At 68.4% G+C, this 21044-nt stretch carries 25 protein-coding genes, 1 tRNA gene and 1 riboswitch; of the genes, 10 read left to right on the forward strand and 16 right to left on the reverse strand.

Annotated features, from left to right (window positions below; genetic code table 11):
• Window positions 1-102: 102 nt before the first annotated feature.
• The gene (locus ABT008_RS19655; protein ID WP_131051719.1) at window positions 103-387 is read right to left on the reverse strand and encodes a DUF6458 family protein; all 285 of its coding nucleotides are present in this window, start codon (window positions 385-387) and stop codon (window positions 103-105) included.
• Between the two features lie 114 nt (window positions 388-501).
• Here ABT008_RS19655 and ABT008_RS19660 point away from each other — a divergent pair, with 114 nt between their 5' ends.
• A complete protein-coding gene (locus ABT008_RS19660) occupies window positions 502-1041 on the forward strand; it encodes a SixA phosphatase family protein (protein ID WP_350697647.1) in 540 nt (179 codons plus the stop codon).
• A 220-nt stretch (window positions 1042-1261) separates the two neighbouring features.
• Here ABT008_RS19660 and ABT008_RS19665 read toward each other — a convergent pair whose 3' ends face one another.
• From ABT008_RS19665 to ABT008_RS19680, 4 genes are all read right to left on the reverse strand, one after another.
• On the reverse strand, window positions 1262-1531 hold the full coding sequence (locus tag ABT008_RS19665; protein WP_221086904.1) for a DUF6458 family protein: 270 nt from the start codon (window positions 1529-1531) through the stop codon (window positions 1262-1264).
• Window positions 1532-2078: 547 nt separating this feature from the next.
• Window positions 2079-3935 carry an acyl-CoA dehydrogenase gene (locus ABT008_RS19670; RefSeq protein ID WP_350697648.1) on the reverse strand — a complete coding sequence of 619 codons (1857 nt, stop codon included), beginning with the start codon at window positions 3933-3935 and terminating at the stop codon, window positions 2079-2081.
• A gap of 162 nt (window positions 3936-4097) precedes the next feature.
• Entirely contained in the window at window positions 4098-5225 is a 1128-nt protein-coding gene (locus ABT008_RS19675; RefSeq protein ID WP_350697649.1) for a PP2C family protein-serine/threonine phosphatase, read from the reverse strand.
• 98 nt (window positions 5226-5323) lie between these two features.
• Window positions 5324-5977, reverse strand: a complete 654-nt coding sequence (locus ABT008_RS19680) for a septal ring lytic transglycosylase RlpA family protein (protein WP_350697650.1) — start codon at window positions 5975-5977, stop codon at window positions 5324-5326.
• 274 nt (window positions 5978-6251) lie between these two features.
• On the opposite strand from ABT008_RS19680, the gene ABT008_RS19685 reads away from it, so the two are divergent.
• Window positions 6252-6797: a phosphoribosyltransferase family protein gene (locus ABT008_RS19685; RefSeq protein ID WP_350697651.1), complete on the forward strand. Its 546-nt coding sequence runs from the start codon at window positions 6252-6254 to the stop codon at window positions 6795-6797.
• 173 nt (window positions 6798-6970) lie between these two features.
• On the opposite strand, the gene ABT008_RS19690 is transcribed toward ABT008_RS19685, so the two are convergent.
• Window positions 6971-7486, reverse strand: coding sequence for an alpha/beta hydrolase (locus tag ABT008_RS19690; RefSeq protein ID WP_117228054.1), 516 nt, complete (start codon window positions 7484-7486; stop codon window positions 6971-6973).
• 105 nt (window positions 7487-7591) lie between these two features.
• Here ABT008_RS19690 and ABT008_RS19695 point away from each other — a divergent pair, with 105 nt between their 5' ends.
• Complete coding sequence (locus ABT008_RS19695) at window positions 7592-8011, forward strand: ASCH domain-containing protein (RefSeq protein WP_350697652.1); 420 nt, start codon at window positions 7592-7594, stop codon at window positions 8009-8011.
• Between the two features lie 6 nt (window positions 8012-8017).
• Here ABT008_RS19695 and ABT008_RS19700 read toward each other — a convergent pair whose 3' ends face one another.
• The 3 genes from ABT008_RS19700 to ABT008_RS19710 all read right to left on the reverse strand — a co-directional run bounded on the left by ABT008_RS19700 (window position 8018) and on the right by ABT008_RS19710 (window position 9993).
• Window positions 8018-8896 (reverse strand): LLM class flavin-dependent oxidoreductase, encoded by an 879-nt coding sequence (locus ABT008_RS19700; protein ID WP_350697653.1) that lies wholly within the window; start codon window positions 8894-8896, stop codon window positions 8018-8020.
• 58 nt (window positions 8897-8954) lie between these two features.
• Entirely contained in the window at window positions 8955-9518 is a 564-nt protein-coding gene (locus ABT008_RS19705) for a dienelactone hydrolase family protein (protein WP_350697654.1), read from the reverse strand.
• 157 nt (window positions 9519-9675) lie between these two features.
• On the reverse strand, window positions 9676-9993 hold the full coding sequence (locus tag ABT008_RS19710) for an antibiotic biosynthesis monooxygenase family protein (protein WP_350697655.1): 318 nt from the start codon (window positions 9991-9993) through the stop codon (window positions 9676-9678).
• A 272-nt stretch (window positions 9994-10265) separates the two neighbouring features.
• On the opposite strand from ABT008_RS19710, the gene ABT008_RS19715 reads away from it, so the two are divergent.
• The 3 genes from ABT008_RS19715 (at window position 10266) to ABT008_RS19725 (ending at window position 11260) form a co-directional block, all read left to right on the forward strand.
• Window positions 10266-10463, forward strand: a complete 198-nt coding sequence (locus tag ABT008_RS19715; protein ID WP_117227978.1) for a hypothetical protein — start codon at window positions 10266-10268, stop codon at window positions 10461-10463.
• Window positions 10460-10864, forward strand: a complete 405-nt coding sequence (locus tag ABT008_RS19720) for a type II toxin-antitoxin system VapC family toxin (protein WP_350697656.1) — start codon at window positions 10460-10462, stop codon at window positions 10862-10864. Before ABT008_RS19715 ends, ABT008_RS19720 begins: the two co-directional genes overlap by 4 nt.
• A gap of 201 nt (window positions 10865-11065) precedes the next feature.
• Window positions 11066-11260 (forward strand): hypothetical protein, encoded by a 195-nt coding sequence (locus ABT008_RS19725; RefSeq protein ID WP_350697657.1) that lies wholly within the window; start codon window positions 11066-11068, stop codon window positions 11258-11260.
• Between the two features lie 55 nt (window positions 11261-11315).
• Here the strand turns inward: ABT008_RS19725 and ABT008_RS19730 are convergent, their stop codons facing one another.
• On the reverse strand, window positions 11316-11456 hold the full coding sequence (locus ABT008_RS19730; RefSeq protein WP_350697658.1) for a hypothetical protein: 141 nt from the start codon (window positions 11454-11456) through the stop codon (window positions 11316-11318).
• Window positions 11457-12032: 576 nt separating this feature from the next.
• On the opposite strand from ABT008_RS19730, the gene ABT008_RS19735 reads away from it, so the two are divergent.
• Window positions 12033-13331, forward strand: a complete 1299-nt coding sequence (locus tag ABT008_RS19735) for a hypothetical protein (protein WP_350697659.1) — start codon at window positions 12033-12035, stop codon at window positions 13329-13331.
• Window positions 13332-13469: 138 nt separating this feature from the next.
• Here ABT008_RS19735 and ABT008_RS19740 read toward each other — a convergent pair whose 3' ends face one another.
• Complete coding sequence (locus ABT008_RS19740) at window positions 13470-14165, reverse strand: HAD family hydrolase (protein ID WP_350697660.1); 696 nt, start codon at window positions 14163-14165, stop codon at window positions 13470-13472.
• Entirely contained in the window at window positions 14162-15028 is an 867-nt protein-coding gene (locus tag ABT008_RS19745) for a GntR family transcriptional regulator (RefSeq protein WP_350697685.1), read from the reverse strand. The genes ABT008_RS19740 and ABT008_RS19745 overlap by 4 nt, the downstream gene beginning before the upstream one ends.
• A gap of 227 nt (window positions 15029-15255) precedes the next feature.
• Here ABT008_RS19745 and ABT008_RS19750 point away from each other — a divergent pair, with 227 nt between their 5' ends.
• A complete protein-coding gene (locus tag ABT008_RS19750; RefSeq protein WP_350697661.1) occupies window positions 15256-15720 on the forward strand; it encodes a hypothetical protein in 465 nt (154 codons plus the stop codon).
• A gap of 43 nt (window positions 15721-15763) precedes the next feature.
• On the opposite strand, the gene ABT008_RS19755 is transcribed toward ABT008_RS19750, so the two are convergent.
• A tRNA-Gly gene (locus ABT008_RS19755) sits at window positions 15764-15837 on the reverse strand.
• Window positions 15838-16050: 213 nt separating this feature from the next.
• Between ABT008_RS19755 and ABT008_RS19760 the strand changes: the two genes are divergently transcribed.
• Window positions 16051-17052 (forward strand): zinc metalloprotease, encoded by a 1002-nt coding sequence (locus ABT008_RS19760; protein ID WP_350697662.1) that lies wholly within the window; start codon window positions 16051-16053, stop codon window positions 17050-17052.
• A gap of 67 nt (window positions 17053-17119) precedes the next feature.
• Here ABT008_RS19760 and ABT008_RS19765 read toward each other — a convergent pair whose 3' ends face one another.
• Window positions 17120-17653, reverse strand: coding sequence for a pyridoxamine 5'-phosphate oxidase family protein (locus ABT008_RS19765; protein WP_350697663.1), 534 nt, complete (start codon window positions 17651-17653; stop codon window positions 17120-17122).
• A gap of 79 nt (window positions 17654-17732) precedes the next feature.
• Between ABT008_RS19765 and dcd the strand changes: the two genes are divergently transcribed.
• Entirely contained in the window at window positions 17733-18311 is a 579-nt protein-coding gene (dcd, locus tag ABT008_RS19770) for a dCTP deaminase (RefSeq protein ID WP_350697664.1), read from the forward strand.
• A 51-nt stretch (window positions 18312-18362) separates the two neighbouring features.
• On the opposite strand, the gene ABT008_RS19775 is transcribed toward dcd, so the two are convergent.
• Both ABT008_RS19775 and ABT008_RS19780 read right to left on the reverse strand, forming a co-directional pair.
• Window positions 18363-19403 carry an NlpC/P60 family protein gene (locus tag ABT008_RS19775; protein WP_350697665.1) on the reverse strand — a complete coding sequence of 347 codons (1041 nt, stop codon included), beginning with the start codon at window positions 19401-19403 and terminating at the stop codon, window positions 18363-18365.
• A gap of 12 nt (window positions 19404-19415) precedes the next feature.
• A riboswitch (cyclic di-AMP (ydaO/yuaA leader) is annotated at window positions 19416-19552 on the reverse strand.
• A 179-nt stretch (window positions 19553-19731) separates the two neighbouring features.
• On the reverse strand, window positions 19732-20745 hold the full coding sequence (locus tag ABT008_RS19780) for a C40 family peptidase (protein WP_502890460.1): 1014 nt from the start codon (window positions 20743-20745) through the stop codon (window positions 19732-19734).
• Window positions 20746-21044 lie beyond the last annotated feature (299 nt).

The raw sequence follows: 21044 nt of genomic DNA on the forward strand, positions 1-21044 counted from the left end.
CGGCGCAGTTGGTACGACGGACGCAGACAGCAGAGCGGCCGCGGGTGACACGACAACGGGGTGGCGGATCGTTCCCGCCACCCCGGTTGCGTCTCGGAGGGGTCAGACCATCGGGTCGGGTCGGCGCACCTCGCGGTACTCCTGCACCACCCGGTTGTCCTGCACGGGAACGGCGCGCTCGGCGACCACCCGCTCCTCGCGCACCGGAGCGACGACCGGACGACGCCGCGAGTTCCAGAAATAGAGGGTGACGAGCAGCCCGGCCACACCGGCGAGCATCAGCACCCAGCCGACGACGCTCAGGTTGAGCCAGCCGAGGTCCGCCTCCACGGCGAACGCGAAGATCGCGCCCAGCGCGATCAGGAAGATACTGCCACCGATGCCCATGTTGTCGTCTCCTTGGCTCGAAGCTGCATTCCACTCCGCCGCGGCCATGGATGAGGTTGCGGCATCGAGGGACATACCCCGGCACGGAGATCGCCAATCGGGCAAGCTGGTGGCATGACGGACGCCTCGGGACAGCCACGCTCGCTCGTGCTGCTACGGCATGCCAAGGCCGAACAGCCCACGGCGGACGGCCCGGACATCGTGCGGCCGCTGAGTGCGCGAGGACGTGCCGACGCGGCGGCCGCAGGCTTCTGGCTCGCCCGGCACGGGCTGCTGCCGGAGTTGGTGATCTGCTCCGCCGCGCTGCGGACGCGGCAGACCTGGCACCACGTCGAGATGGGCATGACCGGCTCGCCGCCGGAGGGTGGACCGGCCGGGCCGTACCCGATCGTCCGCTACGAACCGGACGCGTACGAGGCACACCCGGAGGACCTGCTGACGTTGCTGCGCCGGGTCGAGCCGGCTATCGGCACGGTCCTGCTGATCGCCCACAACCCCGGCATCTCGCTGCTGTCCGAGTCGCTCGATCCGCAGGGTGCCGACCCGGACGGGCTACGCACCAGTGACCTGGTGCGGCACCGGCCCACGATGCCCTGGGCGGAGCTGGGACGCGGTACGGCCCCGATCGACGTCCGACACACCGCACGCGGCTGACCGGGCCGGGGCGACACCGGCCCCATCACTACCGAGGTGCCGCCGACGGTCCGGATCAGCGCGGCGACACCGCCTTGGACCAGATCGGGCACAGCGACACCGCCCCGGGCCGGATCGGGCACAACGACACCACCCCGGGCCGAACCAGCGCGGCGACACCGACCCGGAGCAGATCAGCGCGGCGACGTCGACGGTGGCGGCGCGGTCGGCGGCGGACGGATCAGCTCGGCGGCGCGGTCGGCGGTGGCGGATCGGGAGGCGGCGGCATCATCGCGGTCGGATGGGAGAGCCGGTTCTCCTCCACGATCAGGGTCCGGGCCCGCTTGCGGCGGTCCTGCCAGAACCAGAGCGTGGTGAGCAGTACGGTCAGCCCGGCCAGGATGAAGACCCAGCCGACCGCCCGCAGGTCGACCCACCAAACGTTGGCCCTGATGGCGAACGTCAGGATCGCGCCGATCGCGATCAGGAAGATTCCACTACCAATGCCCATGTGCGCGGCACTCCCCCGTGCGGTTGCTCTGGGCGTACTCGGACTGGTCAGCGACGGTTACCCGTCCGCCGCAGGGTTACCCGCGCCGCCGACCGGCGAACACGACCCGGCACACGGCGCGGTGGTCCCGGACGCGAGGCCCGTCCCGAAGCTTCCGTTGTGCGAGGTGGGTGGAGTTGTTGTCGCCAGAGCGACAACAACTCCACCCACCTCCCCGGCGAGCCCACCGAAACCCATGCCGTCTACCGAACATATGAGGCTTTTATCCGCTATGACCAAGGCATCGGCTCGGGACACCTGGACCTGACACCGCGAAGGCCCCAGGCCCGCGACGTGCCGAGGAAAGGGGAGCGCCGCAGGAACGGGAGCGCCGCAGGAACGAGAGCGCCGCAGGAACGAGAGCGCCGCAGGAACGAGAGCGCCGCAGGAACGAGAGCGCCGCAGGAACGAGAGCGCCGCAGGAACGAGAGCAGCCGGTGGGGCATGTGCCCCACCGGCTGTCCCGTTGCTGCGGCTTCGCGTCACCGCACGGTGCCGACCCGACGGATCAGAACGCCTCCTCCGGGATGTCCATGATGTCCAGGTCGGTGCCCTCGACGATGCGCCGGTCCGCGCCGATGCGGGGCAGCACCTCGCGGGCGAAGAACCGGGCGGCGGCCACCTTGCCGGTGTAGAACGCCTTGTCGGTCGCGGAGACCTCGCCGGCCAGCGCCTTCAGCGCCACGTCCGCCTGCTTCTGCAGCAGCCAGCCGACCACCACGTCGCCGAGCGCCAGCAGGAACCGGCGGCTGCTCAGCCCCACCTTGTAGAGGGACCGGGCGTCGCCGCCCTGCGCCTCGCCCAGCCAGTCGGTCATCACACCGAGCATGCTCTGGATCTCGGCGAGGGCCTTGCCGAGCGCCTGCCGCTCCTCCTTGAGCTGACCGTTGCCGGCCTCGGTGGTGATGAACTCCTGGATCTCCCCGGCGACCGCCATCAGCGCCTTGCCGTTGTCCCGGACGATCTTCCGGAAGATCAGGTCGAGGCTCTGGATCGCGGTGGTGCCCTCGTACAGGGTGTCGATCTTGGCGTCCCGGACGTACTGCTCCAGCGGGTAGTCCTGGAGGAAGCCGGAGCCACCGAAGGTCTGCAACGACTCGTGCCCGAGCATCTCGTACGCCCGCTCCGAGCCGACGCCCTTGACCAGCGGCAGCAGCAGGTCGTTGACCCGCTTCGCCAGCGTGGTGGCCTTCTCGTCACCGGCCGCCTCGGCGAGGGCGATCTTGTCCTGCCAGGACGCGGTGTAGAGCACCAGGGCGCGCAGACCCTCGGCGTACGACTTCTGCAGCAGCAGCGACCGGCGGACGTCCGGGTGGTGGGTGATGGTGACGCGGGGAGCGCTCTTGTCGGCCTGCTGGACCAGGTCGGCGCCCTGCACCCGGTTCTTGGCGTACTCCAGGGCGTTCAGGTAGCCGGTGGAGAGGGTGGCGATCGCCTTGGTGCCGACCAGCATCCGGGCGTACTCGATGATCATGAACATCTGCCGGATGCCGTCGTGCTTCTCGCCCAGCAGCCAGCCCTTGGCCGGTACGCCGTGCTCGCCGAAGGTCAGCTCGCAGGTGTTGGAGACCTTCAGGCCCATCTTGTGCTCGACGTTGGTGGCGAAGACGCCGTTGCGCTCGCCCAGCTCGCCGCTGTCCTCGTCGAAGAAATAGTTCGGGACCACGAACAGCGACAGGCCCTTGGTGCCGGGGCCACCCACGCCCTCCACGCCGACCGGACGGGCCAGGACGTAGTGGACGATGTTGTCGCTCAGGTCGTGCTCACCGGAGGTGATGAAGCGCTTGACGCCCTCGATGTGCCACGAGCCGTCCGGCTGGGGGATGGCCCGCGCGCGACCGGCGCCCACGTCCGAGCCGGCGTCCGGCTCGGTGAGCACCATCGTGGAGCCCCACTGACGGTCGATGAAGAGCTTGGCCCACTTCTTCTGCTGCTCGGTGCCCTCGACGTGCAGCACGTGCGCGAAGGACGGGCCGGAGGCGTACATCCAGACCGGGGCGTTCGAGCCGAGCACCAGCTCGGCGAGCGCCCACCACAGCGCCCGGGGGGCGTTGGTGCCGCCCAGCTCCGGGGGGAGGTCCAGGCGCCAGAACTCGGAGTCCATGAACGCCTGGTACGACTTCTTGAACGACTCCGGCAGCGGCGCGGTGTGGCTGGCCGGGTCGAAGACCGGCGGGTTGCGGTCACCGTCGGTGTAGCTGGCGGCAAGGTCTTCGCGGGCCAGGCGGTCCATCTCGGCGAGGAAGCTCCGCGCCGTGTCGACGTCGAGCTCGGAGTACGGCTCCTGGCCGAACGACCGGTCCGCCCCGAACACCTCGAACAGGTTGAACTCGAGGTCCCGAAGGTTGCTCTTGTAGTGGGTCATGTCGCTGGCCCCGCTTCCGGACAGGTGTTACCGATCAGTAACCCCAGACTCTATTACCGACGGGTAGGCAGCGACAACCCACATACCGAAGTGACAGGGATTACACACTTGCCGTTCAGGTTCCGGCCAGCCGCCACCGACCGATCTCCGGGTCAGCTCGGGTCAGCCCTCGGCCGCCCCGACCTCCCAGCTCGGCACCGCCGCAGTCGCCCCACCCGGCGAGCCCGTGTACTCCATCAGGACCAGCGCGATGTCGTCGTCCAGCCGGCCGTGCACCCACTCCACCAGGGCGGTCTCCAGCGAGGCCAGGCCGTCGCCCACCGTGCCGTGCCCGAGCAGCCGCCACGCCCGGTCGGCGGTCGGGAAGAACTCACCGTCCCGGCGGGCCTCGCCGAGCCCGTCGGTGAACAGCAGCAGGCGGTCACCCGGCTCCAACCGTTCCACCCGGGGGCGGACCACCGGCATGAAGCCCAGCGGCGGTGCCGGCGCGGGCGGTTCGAGCGGAATCACCGCGCCCCGGCGCAGCAGCAGCGGCGCGGGATGTCCACAGTTGACGATGGTGAGCGTGCCGCCCCGCTCCTCCACCAGCGCGGCGGTGACGAAGTCCTCGTCGCCCACGCTGCGGGCCACCGCCCGGTCCAGGTCCGCGACCACCCCGCGCAGGTCCGACCGCTCGTACGCCACATGCCGGTAGGAGCCCAGCACGATGCTGGCCAGCCGGACCGCCTCCAGGCCCTTGCCGCGTACGTCACCGATGATCATGCGTACGCCGTACGGGGTGTCGATCGCCTCGTAGAGGTCCCCGCCGATCTCCGCCTTGGCCGTGGAGGAGATGTACCGTCCGGCCACCGACAGCGTGCCCACCCGGGGACCGAGCGGACGCAGCACCGCCTGCTGGGCCACCGCGGCGAGCTTGGACAACTCGGCGATCTGCTCGGCCTGTCGTTGACGTACCGCCGCCACCGCCGCCGCGATCCCGGTGCCCAGCGCGATGCCCGCCACCGCGACGGCGGTGGAGAGCGAGACGTTCTCCTCGGCCAACGCGAACGAGGCGCCGAGCACGGAGGCGGCGGCACCGACACCGAGCACGATCCGCCAGGACGCCAGCGCGGCGGCCAGGAACGGAGCGGCCACCATCAGCGCGATGTAGTTCGCCGCCCGGCCGTCGGCCAGCTCCACGGCGGAGACGAGCGCGAGCAGGACAAGGGCCGCGCCGAGGCCGGCGCGGGATCCGGGACTCAGCCGGCCACGGCCCGGCTGGAGGAGTTGCGTACGTACACCCGACAGCATGCCCGATGGACGTGAACGAAAAAATGAACCTGACCCGTCGGACGAGAATGATCTGGCCGCGAGGATCATCCCGCGCGCCGATCGCCGCCCGGACGTGCTCAGCCCAGCACCTCGTAGCGCACCTGGATGTGACCGAGGTCGTGCGAGGCGATCTCGCCGAACGCGGCACGGGACAGGTCCAGGCAGCGCCCCTCGATGAACGGTCCACGGTCGTTGATGCGTACGGTGATCGACTTGCCGTTGGCGGGGTTGGTCACGCGGACCCGGGTGTCGAACGGCAGGGTCTTGTGCGCGGCGGTCATCGCCTCCGGGTTGAACGCCTCCCCGTTGGCGGTCACCTGGCCCTGCCAATAGAAGGAGGCGCCGCACGAGCCGGTGTCCACCACCGGGCGGGCGGTCGTCTTCGTGGCCGTCGGCTTCGGCGTCGGGCTGGCCGTACGCGTCTTGCTCCGCGACGGCGCCTGCGTGGTCCGGACCGGCGTCGGGCTCGCCGTGGCGCTCGGCGAGGCGCTGGCGCTCGGGCTCGGGCTCGGGCTGGCGCTCGGCGACGCGCTCGGCGAGCCGGTCGCCGGGTCGGTGGCGTCCGGGATGGTCGGCAGGTCGATCGCGGTCGGGCGGGCTGGCTCCGAGTCACCGGCCAGGCGCACTGCACCGACCGTCCCGCCGACGGCGAGCGCTACGGCCAGCACCGCCGTGGCCGTCAACCCGGCCGGCGAGGTGATCCTGCGGGTACGGGAGTGCCTACCAGTCACCGGCCCGGTCCTTTCCTTGGCAGATCAAATCGGGTCGGACCATAACGAGAGAAGCACATCCGACGTCAACGTGATCATGATGGTATGACCGTAAATGCGGCGATACGTGAAGCCGATCATCCGATCCAAGGTGGGCCAGCCGGCCCCCGCAGCCGTGAGCTGCCGCTGGCCCCCGCCCGTGGAGCTGTCGTCGGCCCGCCCGCGATGGGCCGACACCGGCGCCGCCACGGGCTCTCGCTGCCTGCGCAGGAGTGGCGTGCCGCAGGATGAGGGAATGTCCGCCGAGTTGAGAGCCCGCCTGGTCGAGCTGTTCCGCTGGATCGACCCCGGTCCCGGGGCAAGCCACCTGGTCAGCGACGTCTCTGGCTGGTGGCGCGATCCCGACGTACTCGCCGCTCTCGGTCCTGCGCTCGTCGCACCGTTCCGGGCCGCCCGGCCCACCGTGGTCGTCTCCCCGGCCGTCACCGGCTTCCTGCTCGGCCCGCTGGCCGCCACCGCCCTCGGCGTCGGGTTCGTGGCGGCACACAAGCCCGGCGACGGCCGACTGCCCGCCGGGCCGCTGACCTGGGCGCAGAGCCCGCCCGACTTCCGGGGCCGGCAGGTCGACCTGGCCGTACGCGACCGACACCTGGGCCCCGGCGACCGGGTGCTGGTGGTGGACGACTGGGTAGCGACGGCCGCCCAGGTTCGCGCGCTCTACGACATCTGCGCTGCCCGGGGTGCCGAGGCACTCGGCACCTGCGCGGTGGTGGTCGACTGCGAACCGGCGCTGAGCGCCGAACTCCGCATAAGCGGCTTGCTCACCAGCGCCGACTTGTGAAAGGAAGGGCACCTTATTAACGCCTCGTGCATAGCAGGGGTCTCCTGCTAACAACCGAACCCCGCAGCGCCGCCGCCGGGAACCCGCCGCCGCCGAACACCAGCCGCCGAACACCCGCCATCGCGGAGCACCAGCCGCCCGCCGGAAAACGGCACCCGGCCGAACCGAGCGGGTCAGCGGACGAAGTCCTCCACCACCGTGCAGACCTTGCCGAGCACCTCGGCGGACCGGGCCAACGGCCCCGGCACCATCAGCGCGTGGTCGGCGGCCGTGATCTCCAGTACGTGCGGGGTCAACCGGCGAGCGATCCCACCGTCCCAGGACGAGTCGGCCGTACCCCCCACCAGCAGAAACGGCGCGGTCGACCGGCGCAGCGCGTCGACCACCTCGCCCCGGTGCAGCAGCGGCGTCAGCCAGACGGCGGGCAGCCGCCGCTCGACGGCCAGCGGCGCGGCCAGCGAGCCGAGCGACTTGCCGACCAGCAGGTCGGTGCGCTCGGTCAACGTCGGCGCGACCTCGTCGCAGACCCACCGGCCGATGGTGTTCGGGTCGAAGTCCTCCGGCACCTGCCAGGCGATGCCGTGCAGCCCGAAACCGAGCCGACGCAGCGCCTCGCCCAGATAGAGGAAGAGCGGATACCGGGTGTCGTAGCCGCGTCCGGGAATGAGCACCGCGCGTCGGTCCGCCATCGACATCTCCTCGTTCGTCGGGCATCGACCGTACCGCTCCCACGCGGACTCTCCACCCGTCGAGAACCCACCGGAACCCGTCGCCCCGGCCGGTAACCTCGCGTCATGTGGCCACGCGTCGGCGGACTACGCACCCTCGCCCTCGGCACGCCCGGCGAGCTTCGCGCGAGGCTCAACACCCTGGTCCTGGCCGGGGTGAAGACCGCCACCGCCGGCTTGCTCACCGAGTACGCCGAGGAGCGCGAAGACCTGGAGCATGTCGGCGAACGACTGGTCGTGGTCGACGACCAGGACTCCCTGGTGGCCGTGGTCCAGGTGACCGGTGTGGAGGTGACTCGCTTCGCCGAGGTGACCTGGGACTTCGCCCGCTCCGAGGGAGAGGGCGACCGCTCGATCGAGGAGTGGCGGGCCGGGCACGCCGCCTACTGGGCCCGGCTCGGCACGCCGGTCACCGACGACACCGAGATCGTCTGCGTACGCTTCCGGCTGGTGGGCCGAGGCGACGAAGGCGCGTACGGGACGTAGGGCGCCTCAGCCGCGCAGCTCGGGCAGCAGCCGGGTGGCCACGTCGACAAGTACCGCCTCGTCGCCCGCGTACCAACTGCTCTCCCGGGGCCAGTGCGTGATCACGTCGGTGAAACCCAACTCCGCCGCGCGGCCCACCTGGTCGGCGAAGAACTGCGCGCTGCCCAACGAGAAGGCCGGTGCCGAGTCCAGCGAGAGGTAGCGGCCCAGGCTGGCCGGGTCACGCCCGTCGGCGGCGAGCCGGGCGTCCATCCGGGCCACCAGCTCGGCCACCCCGTCCCACCACTCGCCCAGGTCGTCGACGTCCGGGCCGGTGGTCACCCAGCCCTGCCCGAACCGACTGACCAGCCGCATCGACCGGGGACCGTTGGCGGCCATCACGAACGGCACCCGGGGCTCCTGTACGCAGCCCGGGTTGTTCCGCGCGTCCACCGCCGCGAACCAGTCGCCCCGCCAGGTCGTACCGTCGGTGCGCAGGATCGCGTCGAGCAACTCGGCGAACTCGGCGAACCGCTCCACCCGCTGTCGCGGCGGCAGCGTCTCGCCACCGAGCACCGCCGAGTCGAAGCCGATGCCGCCCGCGCCGAGCCCGAGCAGCACCCGCCCGTCGGATACGTCGTCGAGCGAGGTCACCTGCCGGGCGAAGGCCGCCGGATGCCGGAAGTTCGGGGACGCGACGAGCGTGCCGAGCCGGATCCGCGAGGTCACCGTCGCGGCGGCGGTCAGCGTACCCATCGAGTCGAACCACGGGCCGTCCACCAGATCCCGCCAGCCCAGGTGGTCGTACGTCCAGGCGTGGTCGAAGCCCCACTCCTCCGCCTGCTGCCACCGGTGGCGCGCCACCGACCACCGCTGGTCGGGCAGGATCACGATGCCGAATCTCATGATCGCCAGAGTACGGCGACCAGCCTGCGGCCTCAGCCGAGCCGGCCTGCCTGAGGGCTCAGCCCAGCCGGTCGAGGAAGTCCAGCGTGCGACCGATCAGCAGCTCGGCGGCGGACTCGTCGTAGTCGACGCTGCCCGCATCGGCGAAGAGGTGCCCGGCACCGGGGTAGAGATACAGCTCCGCGCCGTCGATCTCGTCCGCCATCGCCCGCATCGCCGGCACCTCGGCCCACTCGTCGTCGGCCATCGCGTGCATCTGCACCGGCGTACCGTCCGGCCACGGGCCGAAGTTCTCCGGCGGCACCACGCCGTAGAGCAGCAGCGCGCCCAGGGCACCCGGCCGGGTCTGGGCGAGCGACTGCGCCGGCAGGTTCCCGAGCGAGCAGCCCGCGTAGACGATCCGTTCAGGCAGCCCCTCGGCCGCCGCCGTCCCGCGCCGGATGATCTCCCCGAACCCGATCGACTCGGCGTGCGCGACCCCCTCGTCGACCGTGCCGAAGGTGGCACCGTCATACAGGTCAGGGGTGTGCACGGTGTGCCCGGCGGCCCGCCACCGGTCGGCCAGCGCCAGGAACCCCGGCGTCTGCCCCTGCGCATGGTGGAACAGCAGAATCTCGACCATGCGACCACCGTACGACCGCCGTCCGACATGAGCCGGGAGCGGCCACCACCTCGTCCCGGTGACACAGCCGCCAGATCTCGCCATCAGTCATGGACGGCAGCGTAGAAGTCCGCCACATCCCATGATCGTCACTGCTTTCCCGGCACGGCGTCGCGCATCAGGCCTCGGTCTCCACATAGTTCGCCAGGTCCGCCTCGATTCCGGCCGCCGTGAAGAAGGCAGCCGGTTCGAACCCCTCCGCGCGATGCACCGCCTGCACGGCAGCACGGGCCGAGGGCAGATCGTCCGCAGACGACCACCGCACAATGGTGACTGCGTTGAAGCGACCCGGGCCGGAGTGCTGTTCCAGCAGGGCATCGTCGAGGAATCCCGGCTGATCCCGCAGGATCGCGTGAGTTCGCCGTACGTGTCGCCAGAACTCCGCGCGCGCGGGTTCCGGGACGTCGAACTTGTCCACTCGGTAGACGACGGTCATGCCGCCCTCCTTCGTGCCGAAGATCGGTCAGACCGAGGCTAAAACCTCAACCCGACTTGAGATCAACAGTTCGTAGCGACAACCCTCACCGCGATGAAATGCTCGCGCTGGTGCCGACTCCTAGTTCTTCCACCCGGACATGCCGGACGAGGCGGCCTCGCTTGCGGGCCGCCTTGCCGTGTCGCTGGCTCTCCGTGCGTTTGAGTGAGGGTGGTGTCGGTGCTGACCGTGCGACAATGAGTGGCGGTGTGTGGTGGAGGAGGTGAGTCGTGATGTCGAGCAATGCGGAGCGGATGCCCGAGTGGCCGACTGCTGAGCATGTGCCGGTGGAGGAGTTGGCCCGTCGTCAGGGTGTGCGGCCGGTCGCCTCCGTCGACGACCTGGCTCGGCCGGACCTGTTCGAGTCCGACGACGAGTTGGACGAATTCCTGGCCGACCTGTACGCCTCTCGGCGGGCCAGCGCGGCGTGAGCCCGGTCGTCCTGGACACCGACGTGGCGTCGGCGATCCTGAGGGGTCGGCTGCATGACCGGCTTCGTGCCCGGTTAGCGGGTAAGACCCTGTGCATCACGTTCGTCACGCTCGGGGAGTTGACCAAGTGGACCGCGCTGCGGAGCTGGGGGCCGCGCAAGCTGGCCGACCTGGCACAGTGGCGATCCGGGGTGGTGGTGCTGCCCTTCGATGAGTCGGTGGCGACGACCTGGGGGCATCTCCAGGCGCGGGCGCAGCATCGGGGGCGTCCCCGCCCGACGAATGACTCCTGGATCGCGGCCTGCTGCTTGGTCGACCGGCTGCCGTTGGCGACCTTCAACAGCAAGGACTACGCCGACTTCGCCGAGTACGACGGGCTACGCCTGTTCGACGTCTCGTAGCTCCACCGCTCCTGGCCTGACGTGGCCGAACTGCACTGGCTGGTCCTGCCGTCAACTGGCCGGACCGCTTACCCGGTGGGAAGCCGCGAAGCGGCGCAGTAATCGATCGACCCGACCTCAGCGGCGGCCGGCCACCCCGCGATCGTGCCTCCGCCTCCGTGAGTACAGATCAGGACAGCGCTGCGGGCGAGCGTCCGCCGGATGAACCCTGCTGGGAGACGCGCCTCCACCGTCCGCATCATCGGCAACGTCGCACTGGTCGCCGGACTGCTGGTCTCGGTCATCACGCTGTCGAGCGACCCCGGGTCGGCTGAGCCACACGTCCTGGCGGGTCTCCTCGTTGCCATAGGGATCGGGCTGCGCATCGAAGCCGCGATCAGGGACTTCCGTGCATGACCACCTGGACCCGAAGTGCCCGCCGCCCCGGGCCTATGGCCTATTGATAGCCGGGCTACCCGTCCTCGAACGGCTCGTCGTGCCACCGGAACCCGGCCTCGTCGTCCTCGATACTCAACAGGAACTCGGCCACCTGGCGGCCGTCAGGACGGGTCATAGTGAGGGCGGTCCCGATCTCGTCGTCGATCCGGATCATGGCCTCTTCGTCGTCTGCGTCGAGGGCGGCGTTCCGGGCGTCGAAGATCGGGCGTAGCGGCTCGAATCCCGGCAGTGGGCGGAACCTGCCGTACGTCCACGGAATTCGCGACTCTGCTCGTCGATCTCGCCGACCAGCTCGCCCCGGCGGTACAAGCTGCCACACCCTGCCCGCGTCCACAGCACAGCGTAGGCCGCGCCGCTACGGTCAGCTCCGGTGCGGTGTGGGTGACCAAGGAAGGCCGAGGGCAAGCCGGCGTATCCGGCGCGGCAGCCGATCGCCAGAAGCCTGACGGCGGGGCACATGCACCGCTAGGGCAGGTCTTCCGACTCGCGGGCTTCGGAGAGAGTCAGGTTCGCGCCCTTACCGGCAAAATAGGAATAAGCTTCATTTTATCGGAACGATCGTGCGCTTCAGCGAGCGGGTTGAGCCTGACGATGCGGGCCGCAAGCGGGGCTGCTCGCACCGCCATTGCCGACCCCTGAAGCAGACGGGAATTCAGGCTGCGGATTATAGGCAGACAGCGCAAGACTGCTTCCGTTGACACCCATGCCCTCCGCATGGCCTAATTGGCACATGGCACCTATTGACCGAGTAGTCGAGCCTAAGCACTGGCTATATGAGTGGATCGATGAGTTTGATGTAAACCCGGACAATGTTAGCTCAGTCTTTAAGTCAGCAGCAGCAGTAGCGCGCCTGACTGAACTGGCCGGATCAGTGATGGTACGCGACAGCATTTCTGTCGACCCGTCGAGAGATTCCGTGGTCGTTGGCAGAACTCTGGATCTTCACAGCGAGTACACATGCGGCCTATTCAGCTGCATGAAGAACAGGATCGAACGCACCTTCCTGAGCACGTGGCACTACTTCGATTCAGTTGTGGTCGCGGGTCCATCAGAGAAACAACTAGTGCACAATATCATGACCACAAAGAAGGCGGATCGCGAAAGGAAGTTTATAAATCCTTTGCGTCATAACATTGCCCTCTTCCTCTATCTACGGCAAATCGGAGCCTCGGATCACATCATCTTCCGCCCTAAGTACTACCCAATCTGCACGAGTTGCTACGAGAGCGAATCTGAGCGGCGGGGAATTCTAGCCGTTACTGATGAGGCTGCGCGTTCTCGTGTTCTATCCACCCTTAGAGCTGAAGCTCAATTGGACATGTCTCTCCGGTGGCCCCGAGTCTGGGGGGTAGAAATTTCCCACAACTCGCTGCCTGAAAGTATGGTGTTTTACGTTGAGTCACGTAAGAAGCCAACGCGCCAAGAAGCCTTGACTCAGTTCTTTCACCGTGGCACTCACGCGCTCCTCGAAGATGTTGAGCAAGCAGAGCAGTTGCAACTTCCGCTTCTTCAGGAGGTTCGCGCCTCCTTCTTCGGCAGCTCAACCACCGAAGCCGCCACTGAAGATTCTGTCGCTCTACAAATAGAGCTACCATTTCTGCAAGGCGTATCAGCATCCGATCTATTGAAGCTAATGCAGGACGAGCGGCCAAGCTTTGACCGGTTTCAGGCTACGATACGAAAAGCCGTTCGGGAAAAAGTTGAAAAGGCAGGCGACAAAAGTCCCGTAGAAATTAGCAGACAGATCGAGAAGGATCTCATCCGACCCGGACTGGCCGAGATTGACGTATCACTTACATCAGCAAGGAAAGCTTTAGCGAAGAAGTCTGGAACCGCTATCGGCGTCGGTTCCGCTCTCGTGACGGTAGGCGTTCTGACCGCCATTCCACTAGTAATAGCGGCTGGAGTTAGTGCAATCGCAAGTCCGATTCTTGACGCCAAGAAATACCTTGATGATCGCGCGACACTTGAATCGAAGGATATTTACTTTCTTTGGCAGATGCAGCGGCACGCAAAACCAATCCACTGATCATGCGCCATTACGGGTCCCTCATCTGCCATTCCTTAGACTCAAGGAAGGGTCTCGCCTGGAGGGTCAGCCCAGGCTCGACGACGCGACTGGCGTCGCGCTAATGATCGATGGCCGCTAGCAGGGACTTATCGAAGATCAGATGACGGGTCGTTCGATTAGCGCTCCGGCTATCGGACCCATACCGGTGACCACGACATCCGCCCCGGCGGCTCGGAACGCCTCAGCCTTCCAAGGCCTGTTCGCGTAACCGATCACCCGCACTGCGGCGTCCCGCGCTCCCTCGATATCCGACAGCGAATCACCGACGAGTACGCATCGGTTCGGTGTCTTGCCGAGGGCACGCACGGCTTGCACAATCGGTTCCGGGTTGGGCTTCATGCGGGCTGGCTCGGCGTACGCTCGGCCGACTACCGGCGACACGTAGGCGGCCAGCCGGTGCGCCGCCAGGTAGGCGCTCACCGCGCTGGCCGAGTTGTTGCTGACCACCGCCACCGGCATCCCGGCCTGACGCGCCCCAACGATGACTTCCCGGCCGTACGGCGTGGGTTCGGCAGTGTCGACGGCGCGGCGTTCGGCTGCACAGAGTGCGTCTTCTATCGCTCGCATTACGCCCTGGTCGCCGGTAGCGGCGGTGCGGCGTAGCACTTCAAGCGGGTCTGGTTCGCTGACAAGGTCCGGTGGTACGTCGACCCCGAGCCGCCGCAGTACGTCAACCAGCTCGGCGGCAACCTTCGGTGCCGGGTATCCGGCGAAGATGCTACATAACGGGCCGTCGAAGTCGAGTAGCAGTGCGTCAACGTCGCCGAGCAGTCGGCCGAGGTCGGCGTTCATGCGTCGTACCGGTCAGCGATGGTCGACCACACCGAGTCGAACCACTGGCGAGACGCCTCCACGAACTGTGTGCCGTGTGAGGTGTCGTCGTCAGTGACGGCGTAGTGGAACAGGGGCACGTCCTTGCCCATCAGGTCGTAGATGGCCATCGACTCGCCCTTGATCGACACGGTGCGTTCGGTGACGGGATAGAAGCCGTAGAAGACTTCTTCGTTGTTGAGGATGTAGACCTTGAACTGCGGGGATGCCCGTTGTAGCCGCACCTCGACGGTGGCCGACCGGATCAGGCCGAGGTCGCCCAGCTCGGTCACCTGATCGATGATCGCGTCTACTGCTCGGCGGGTGATTCGCTCAGCGCGTTCGCGTACCGCTGGGTCGTCGGTCTGTGCATCGGCCCGCGTGGGCAGTGCCATCGGTGTGGTCATGTCGGAGATCAGGATGCGCACGGCGATTGTCTCGGGCGCGAGTCGACCGACGCGCATCCTGTCGAGGGTCTCGGCGAGCGCGTCGCGCAGTGTCTCGCCGGAGAATCCTGCGAAGTCGATGGTGACGTGGGGCCGCTCGAGCGCGGCTTCGACGTGCGGGCGTAGTTCGACGGCCCGCTGCGTCTGCGCTCGGACGAACACACCGCTGCCCTGACGGGACACGATCAGCCGCTCGGCCCGGAGGAGGTCCAAGGCTCGCTTGACCGTCTCCCGGGCCACGCCGTAGCGGGCGGCCAGTTCGGGTTGCGACGGCAGCCTGTCGCCCGGCGCAAGTCGACGCGTGAGGATGGCAGCCCGCAGCTTGTTGGCGATCTGCTGGGACGCCTGTTTCGGGTCGTCGGGATCAAGCTGACCGAGGAAGTCAGGGCTCTCGCTCACCACAACACCCTAACGCTGGCTAGCCAGGCCAGGAAAGTTTACCGCAGGGCCTTGACTTGGCTAGTCAAGCAAATCTACGGTCGATTCAGGTCCTCAATGCTTGCCCAGCTTCACCTATGGATCGACGCGCGACCGCCCTTACGAGGACTGCGGACGCGCAAAGCAAAGGCCCCGACGGGATTGCGGCCCGCCGAGGCCAGACGCATCGCCCTCGTGAAAGGAACACGATGCTTCTTCAGCCTATCGACGAAGCCGCCACCAGACGCACCCCGGCGCAGGTCACCCTCGCTCCCGGCCACATCGCGGCACCGGTCATCCCTTTATCGCTGACAGCAGCACGCCTGAGCCGCCTGTCGAACGGTCAACTCGCTGTCGCCATCCACGTCGCCGGCATCCCGACGGACGTGACCACCATGTCGATCGGCGAGATCCGGGCACTCGCGATGACCGGCATCCGTCGCCTCGGCCGGACGGAGGTCCGCCGCATTAACGACGAGACACGAGCAGCGAACACCTCCTATTGCGCGAAGATCCGCCGCGACGCCTCGGCCGACGTCCGCGCCGAACTGGCCACCATCAACCGGATCTGGGGCTCACGCAGACGGGAGCAACGCGCCGTCGACCTCGCCTATCGACTGCTCTGCGCCCTGACACGCAACGGGCACAGCAAGCCCGAAAAGCGGTCGGCATGAATGAAGCCCAGGTCGGGAGCGCATCCTGACCTGGGCTTCACGCTGGAGCGGGTGACGGGAATCGAACCCGCACTGTCAGCTTGGGAAGCTGATGTTCTGCCATTGAACTACACCCGCAAGCGGCACCACTGTACCTGAGCCACCGCCCCGGTGCACCCAGCCACCCCCGCCGACCACCCCGCCCGGCCCGCCTCCGCACGCTCCGCAAGAAGTTGCATGCCGGCAACACATAGCCATTCTCAAATCTGTCTATGCGTTGTAACGTCTGGCCCACGTTTCCCGCACGGCGCGACACAACCCCCGGTCGCGTCGCCAGAAAGAGGTGGGCTTATGGGACTCCGTCCCGTCCTGCTGAACCGGCGGATCGCCGGCATCGCATCGACGTCGCTGGCGGTGGCGCTCGGTGTGGCCACGGTCGGTCTGCTGCCGGCGGCCACCACGGCCGCCACTCCGACGGCTGCCGCCGTCTCCGCCGACGAGGTGTGTGAGGACCCGACGGGCACCGCGGCCCGGGTCCGGGGCGACGCGGTCGTCAAGCACGACCCGAACGAGTTGACCATGGCGCAACTGCACCAGCGGGAGTCGGAGTTCGCCGACCTGTTGCAGGAGCGGGCCAAGCGGGTCGGTCAGCGTACGCTCAGCGCCCAGGCCGCCGCGGCCTCGGTCACCATCCCGGTGGTGGTGCACGTGATCCGCAAGGACACCACCCGGGCCGGCGGGAACATCCCCGACTCGATGATCCAGTCGCAGATCAGCGTGCTGAACCAGTCGTTCGCCGGTGCGACGGGCGGTGCCGCCACCGCCTTCGCGTTCCAGTTGCAGAGCATCAACCGGGTCACCAACACGTCGTGGTACCCGATCCGGCAGGGTTCCACGGCCGAGCGGCAGATGAAGACCCAACTCCGCCAGGGCACCAAGGGCACGCTCAACATCTATCTCGGTGAGCTGAGCGGGGGTCTGCTCGGCTGGGCGACCTTCCCGCAGACCACGCTGAGCGTGATGGACGGCGTGGTCGTGCTCAGCGAGTCGTTGCCGGGTGGCACCGCCACCAACTACAACCAGGGTGACACCGGCACCCACGAGGTCGGCCACTGGCTGAACCTGTACCACACGTTCCAGGGCGGCTGCTCGGGCAGCGGCGACCAGGTCTCGGACACTCCGGCGGAGGCGTCGGCGGCCTACCAGTGCCCGACCGGTCGGGACACCTGCTCCAGCACGGGCCTGGACCCGATCACCAACTTCATGGACTACACGTACGACACCTGCATGTACCAGTTCACCCCTGGCCAGGCGACCCGGATGATCAACGCCTGGAACACCTACCGCGCGTAGCGCGGGAGTCGTCGGCGCGTACCTCCGGTGCCGGTCCCGTCGTCAGGCGGGGCCGGCACCGGCGTGCTCAGGCGGCACGGACATGTCGGGCCGCGCGGGTCCGGTGGGGCGTCGGCCGGGCAGCCTGCGGGGTGGCGCCGGCCGGGTCGAGCCAGACCTGCACGGCCGGCTGACCGACCAGCCCGGCGGTGGCCGCGCGCTCGTGCCGGGTGAGCATCGCCACGTCGACGGTGAACTCGAACAGGCGCCAGTCGGCGTGCGGGGCGGCGCGGGCCGCGAGCGCCAACCGGGCCACGGTGGCGTCGTCGGTGACGGGTCGGGCGCGACCGGCGACGTACGCCTCGTCGTCGCTCTCCTCCGCCGGGAACGAGTGCAGCGCGTAGCGCCCGTCGCGTTCCAGGTCGCGCCGCTTCGGCGAGTCGATCACGAAGCAGAACAGACCGTCGTCGGTGATCACCGGGGAGACCGGGTGCACCCGGGGCCCGCCGTCGGCGCGGACCGTGGCCAGGTAGCCGAAGCCCGGGCCGTACTGCTGCATGAGAAGGCGGATCCCGTCGGCGAGTCGAGGCTCGTCAGCGGTGAATTCGGACCAGGATGCCATGCCGACATCCTATCGAACATACGTTCTAAGCAGGTAGTCCGACACGCAGGTCACGCATACCGACAGCTAAGGTGTGGCGATGCTGCTCTCCGACCGTGACCTGGTCTCCGAGATCAAGGCCGGCACCCTGGCGCTGGAGCCCTTCGAGCCCACCCTGGTGCAGCCGTCCAGCATCGACGTCCGCCTGGACAAGCTGTTCCGGGTGTTCAACAACCACCTCTACACACACATCGACCCGGCCACCCAGCAGGACGATCTGACCTCGCCGGTGGAGGTGCCCGACGGCGAGCCGTTCGTGCTGCACCCGGGCGAGTTCGTGCTCGCCTCCACGCTTGAGGTGATCTCGCTCGGCGACCAGCTCGCCGGCCGGCTCGAAGGCAAGTCCAGCCTCGGTCGCCTCGGCCTGCTGACGCACTCCACCGCCGGTTTCATCGACCCCGGCTTCTCCGGTCACGTGACGCTTGAGCTGTCCAACGTGGCCAACCTGCCGATCATGCTCTGGCCCGGCATGAAGATCGGCCAGCTCTGCATCTTCCGGCTCTCCTCGCCCGCCGAGCACCCGTACGGCTCGCTCGTCTACGGCTCGCGCTACCAGGGGCAGCGCGGCCCGACGCCGAGCCGCGCCTGGCAGAACTGGCGTACCTGGCCGACCCGCTGACGACCGGCGGGCCCGCGCCGCCGTGGAGCGGGCCCGCGATCACCCGGCGACTCAGCCGGGCCGACCGAAACTGTGGATCGGACTGGTGTCCATCCGCTTCATCGCGATCGGCTTGCCGGCACGGGAGGCGTGCACCACCCAGCCGCCACCGACGTACATCCCGACGTGGTGCAGGTCGCGGTAGTAGAAGACCAGATCACCCGGGCGCAGGTCGCCGCGACCGACCGAGGCCGTGACCTGCCGCTGCCGCGCCGCGTTGTGCGGCAGCGCCACTCCGGCCCGCGCCCACGCGGCCAGCATCAACCCCGAGCAGTCGTACGCGTGCGGCCCCTCGGCGCCCCACGAGTACGGCTTACCGATCTGGGCGCACGCGAAGGTGACCGCCTCACCGGCCGGGCCACCCGGGTAGGTGGCCGGACAGGGCGCCGGCCGCAACGGACCACCACCCCCGTCGTCGTACGCGCGCAGCCGCAACCGTTGCAGCCGCTCGATCTCGGTGTCGATCTGCCGCCGCTTCGCGGCCAGGTCGGCCTCGGTGCGGGTCAGCTCGGCGGTGGTGCGGTCCAGTCCGGCTCGGGCGGCGGCGAGTTCGTCACGCAGTTCGCGCGCCTGGCGTACGTCCTCCTGCTGGAAGCGGGCGTACCGGTCGAGCAGGCCGAGCTGGGCGACGACCTCGCTCGGCGACCGGCTGCCCAGCAGCGTGTTCACGGCGCGGACCGGCTCGCCCCGGTACGCCCGCGCGGCCAGCGCGCCGACCCGCTTCATCGCCTCGTCCACCTGCTGTTGCAGTGGGGCGATGCGGGCGGTCAGGGCGTCCGCCTCCCGGCGGGTGCCGGCCAGGTCCTGTCGGGTCGCGTTGTGTCGTTCGATGACGGCTTCGAGCCGGTTCCAGTCCTCGTCGATCTGGCGCTCGATGTCGTCGACCGTGGGGTCGGCGTGGGCCGCCGTCGCGCCGCCGGTCAGCAGAACGGCGGTCGCGGCGAGTGCGGCGAGTGCGGTGGTGCAGCGGTACCAGCGGGATCGCGGCGCATCCGTCGTCGGGCCGGGCTTCGCCGACCGGTACGACGGAGGCCGCGGGGCATGGTGTGCCACCGGGCTGCGTACTCCTTCTTCCCAGACCGCCTACCGGGTTAGCTGACGGGTTCGGGCGGGAAGGGGGCGCCCTACCGCGACCATCGCGGACTCACCCCGGGAACCTGGGTCCCCGGCTCGCTCGGACAGCGACTCGGCGGTGTCGGACCGTCACCGCCCCGGGTGGGCGGTCCTGCCAGCGGCCCGACGATTGACCAGCGTAGGGACGACCAGCGTCGATACGCAACACACCCACACCGTCACTCTCGGTGCATTAATCCGACAACGAAGAAGGCCCCCGGTCGCTTGACCGAGGGCCTTTCGTCGTTCCTGCGTACGCGCTCAGGCGTCAGCCGGGTCGGCGGAAGCCGGCGACCGGCATCGTCGTGATCGGCGAGACGTTGACCGGCTTACCGGCCCGTGGTGAGTGGACCATCGTGTTGTTGCCCAGATAGAGCCCGACGTGACTCACGTCGCTGCGGAAGAACACCAGGTCACCAGGGCGGGCCTCGGCCCGGGAGATGACCTTGCCCTCGCGCCACTGGGCGCCGGTGAAGTGGGTGAGGTGGATACCCGCCGCCTTGTACGCGTACTGGGTGAGACCGGAGCAGTCGAACGAGTTCGGCCCGGTGGCACCCCAGACGTACGGCTTGCCGACCTGCGCGCAGGCGGTCCGGATGGCCGTCCGGGCCGCGTCGCTGACCACACCGTTGATGGTCGGGCAGTTGGTGGTCTTGACCGTGGTCACCGGAAGGGACCGCTCCAGCCGCTTGATCTCGGCGTCGATCTGCTTCTTCTTCGCCGCGAGCTGCTTCTGCTTGGCCTCCTGGTCGACGATCAGCGCGTCGAGCGTGGCCTTCTGGTCGTCGTACTTCTTGCGGATCTTCATGACGCCCTCGAGCTGACGGCGCTCCTCCCAGGCCAGCCGGTCGAGGAGGGCCATCTGCTCACCGAGCTGGTCCGGCTTCGCGTTCAGCAGCACCGCGCCGAGTTCCTGCGACGGGCCGGTGATGTAGTACCGGGAGGCGAGGCCGGCGACCCGGTTCATCGCCAGCTCCGTCTCCAGCGCCAGCGGCTGGATCTTCTTCTCCAGCTTGTCGGCCTTCTCGCGGTTGACCCGCAGCTCCGAGCGCACCTTGTTGAACTGCTCGATGGTGGGTTCGAGCTGCTGCCACTGCTTGTCGATCTGGCGCTCGATCTCGTCCACCGACGGCTCGGCGTAGGCGGGCGCGGCGACCATACCGGCACCGACCGCAGCGGCGGCGACCAGGACGACCAAACGGCGAGCGACCTTGCGCAGCCCGCGCGCGGGGGTGGGGCGTCCCGGCGCATGACGATGGAGGGGCATGGTTGCCACCGGCACCGACTCCTTTGCGACCGACCACCGGGCGTCCCGCTAGCGGTAAGGGGCGAGACAGACGACCCACGGCGGTCGGTGCCCCACATTAGGGGAACGCGCGCGGCGGAATCAAGGCGACCAACGGCTCATTCACCTTTGCGCGACCGATCGCACACAAAGGGTGTCGTCCAATTCGTTACAGTTATCTACGCCAATATAAAAATCGGGACGTGGTGGCGGAACAAAAGAAGCCCACAACAACCCACGGAGGCCCGGGTAACCCCGCGCCCCCCGCCCCCACCACGCCGCCCCCGGCCCGCGCG

The sequence above is a fragment of the Micromonospora sp. NPDC002389 genome (assembly GCF_040296095.1).
Classification (GTDB): domain Bacteria; phylum Actinomycetota; class Actinomycetes; order Mycobacteriales; family Micromonosporaceae; genus Micromonospora.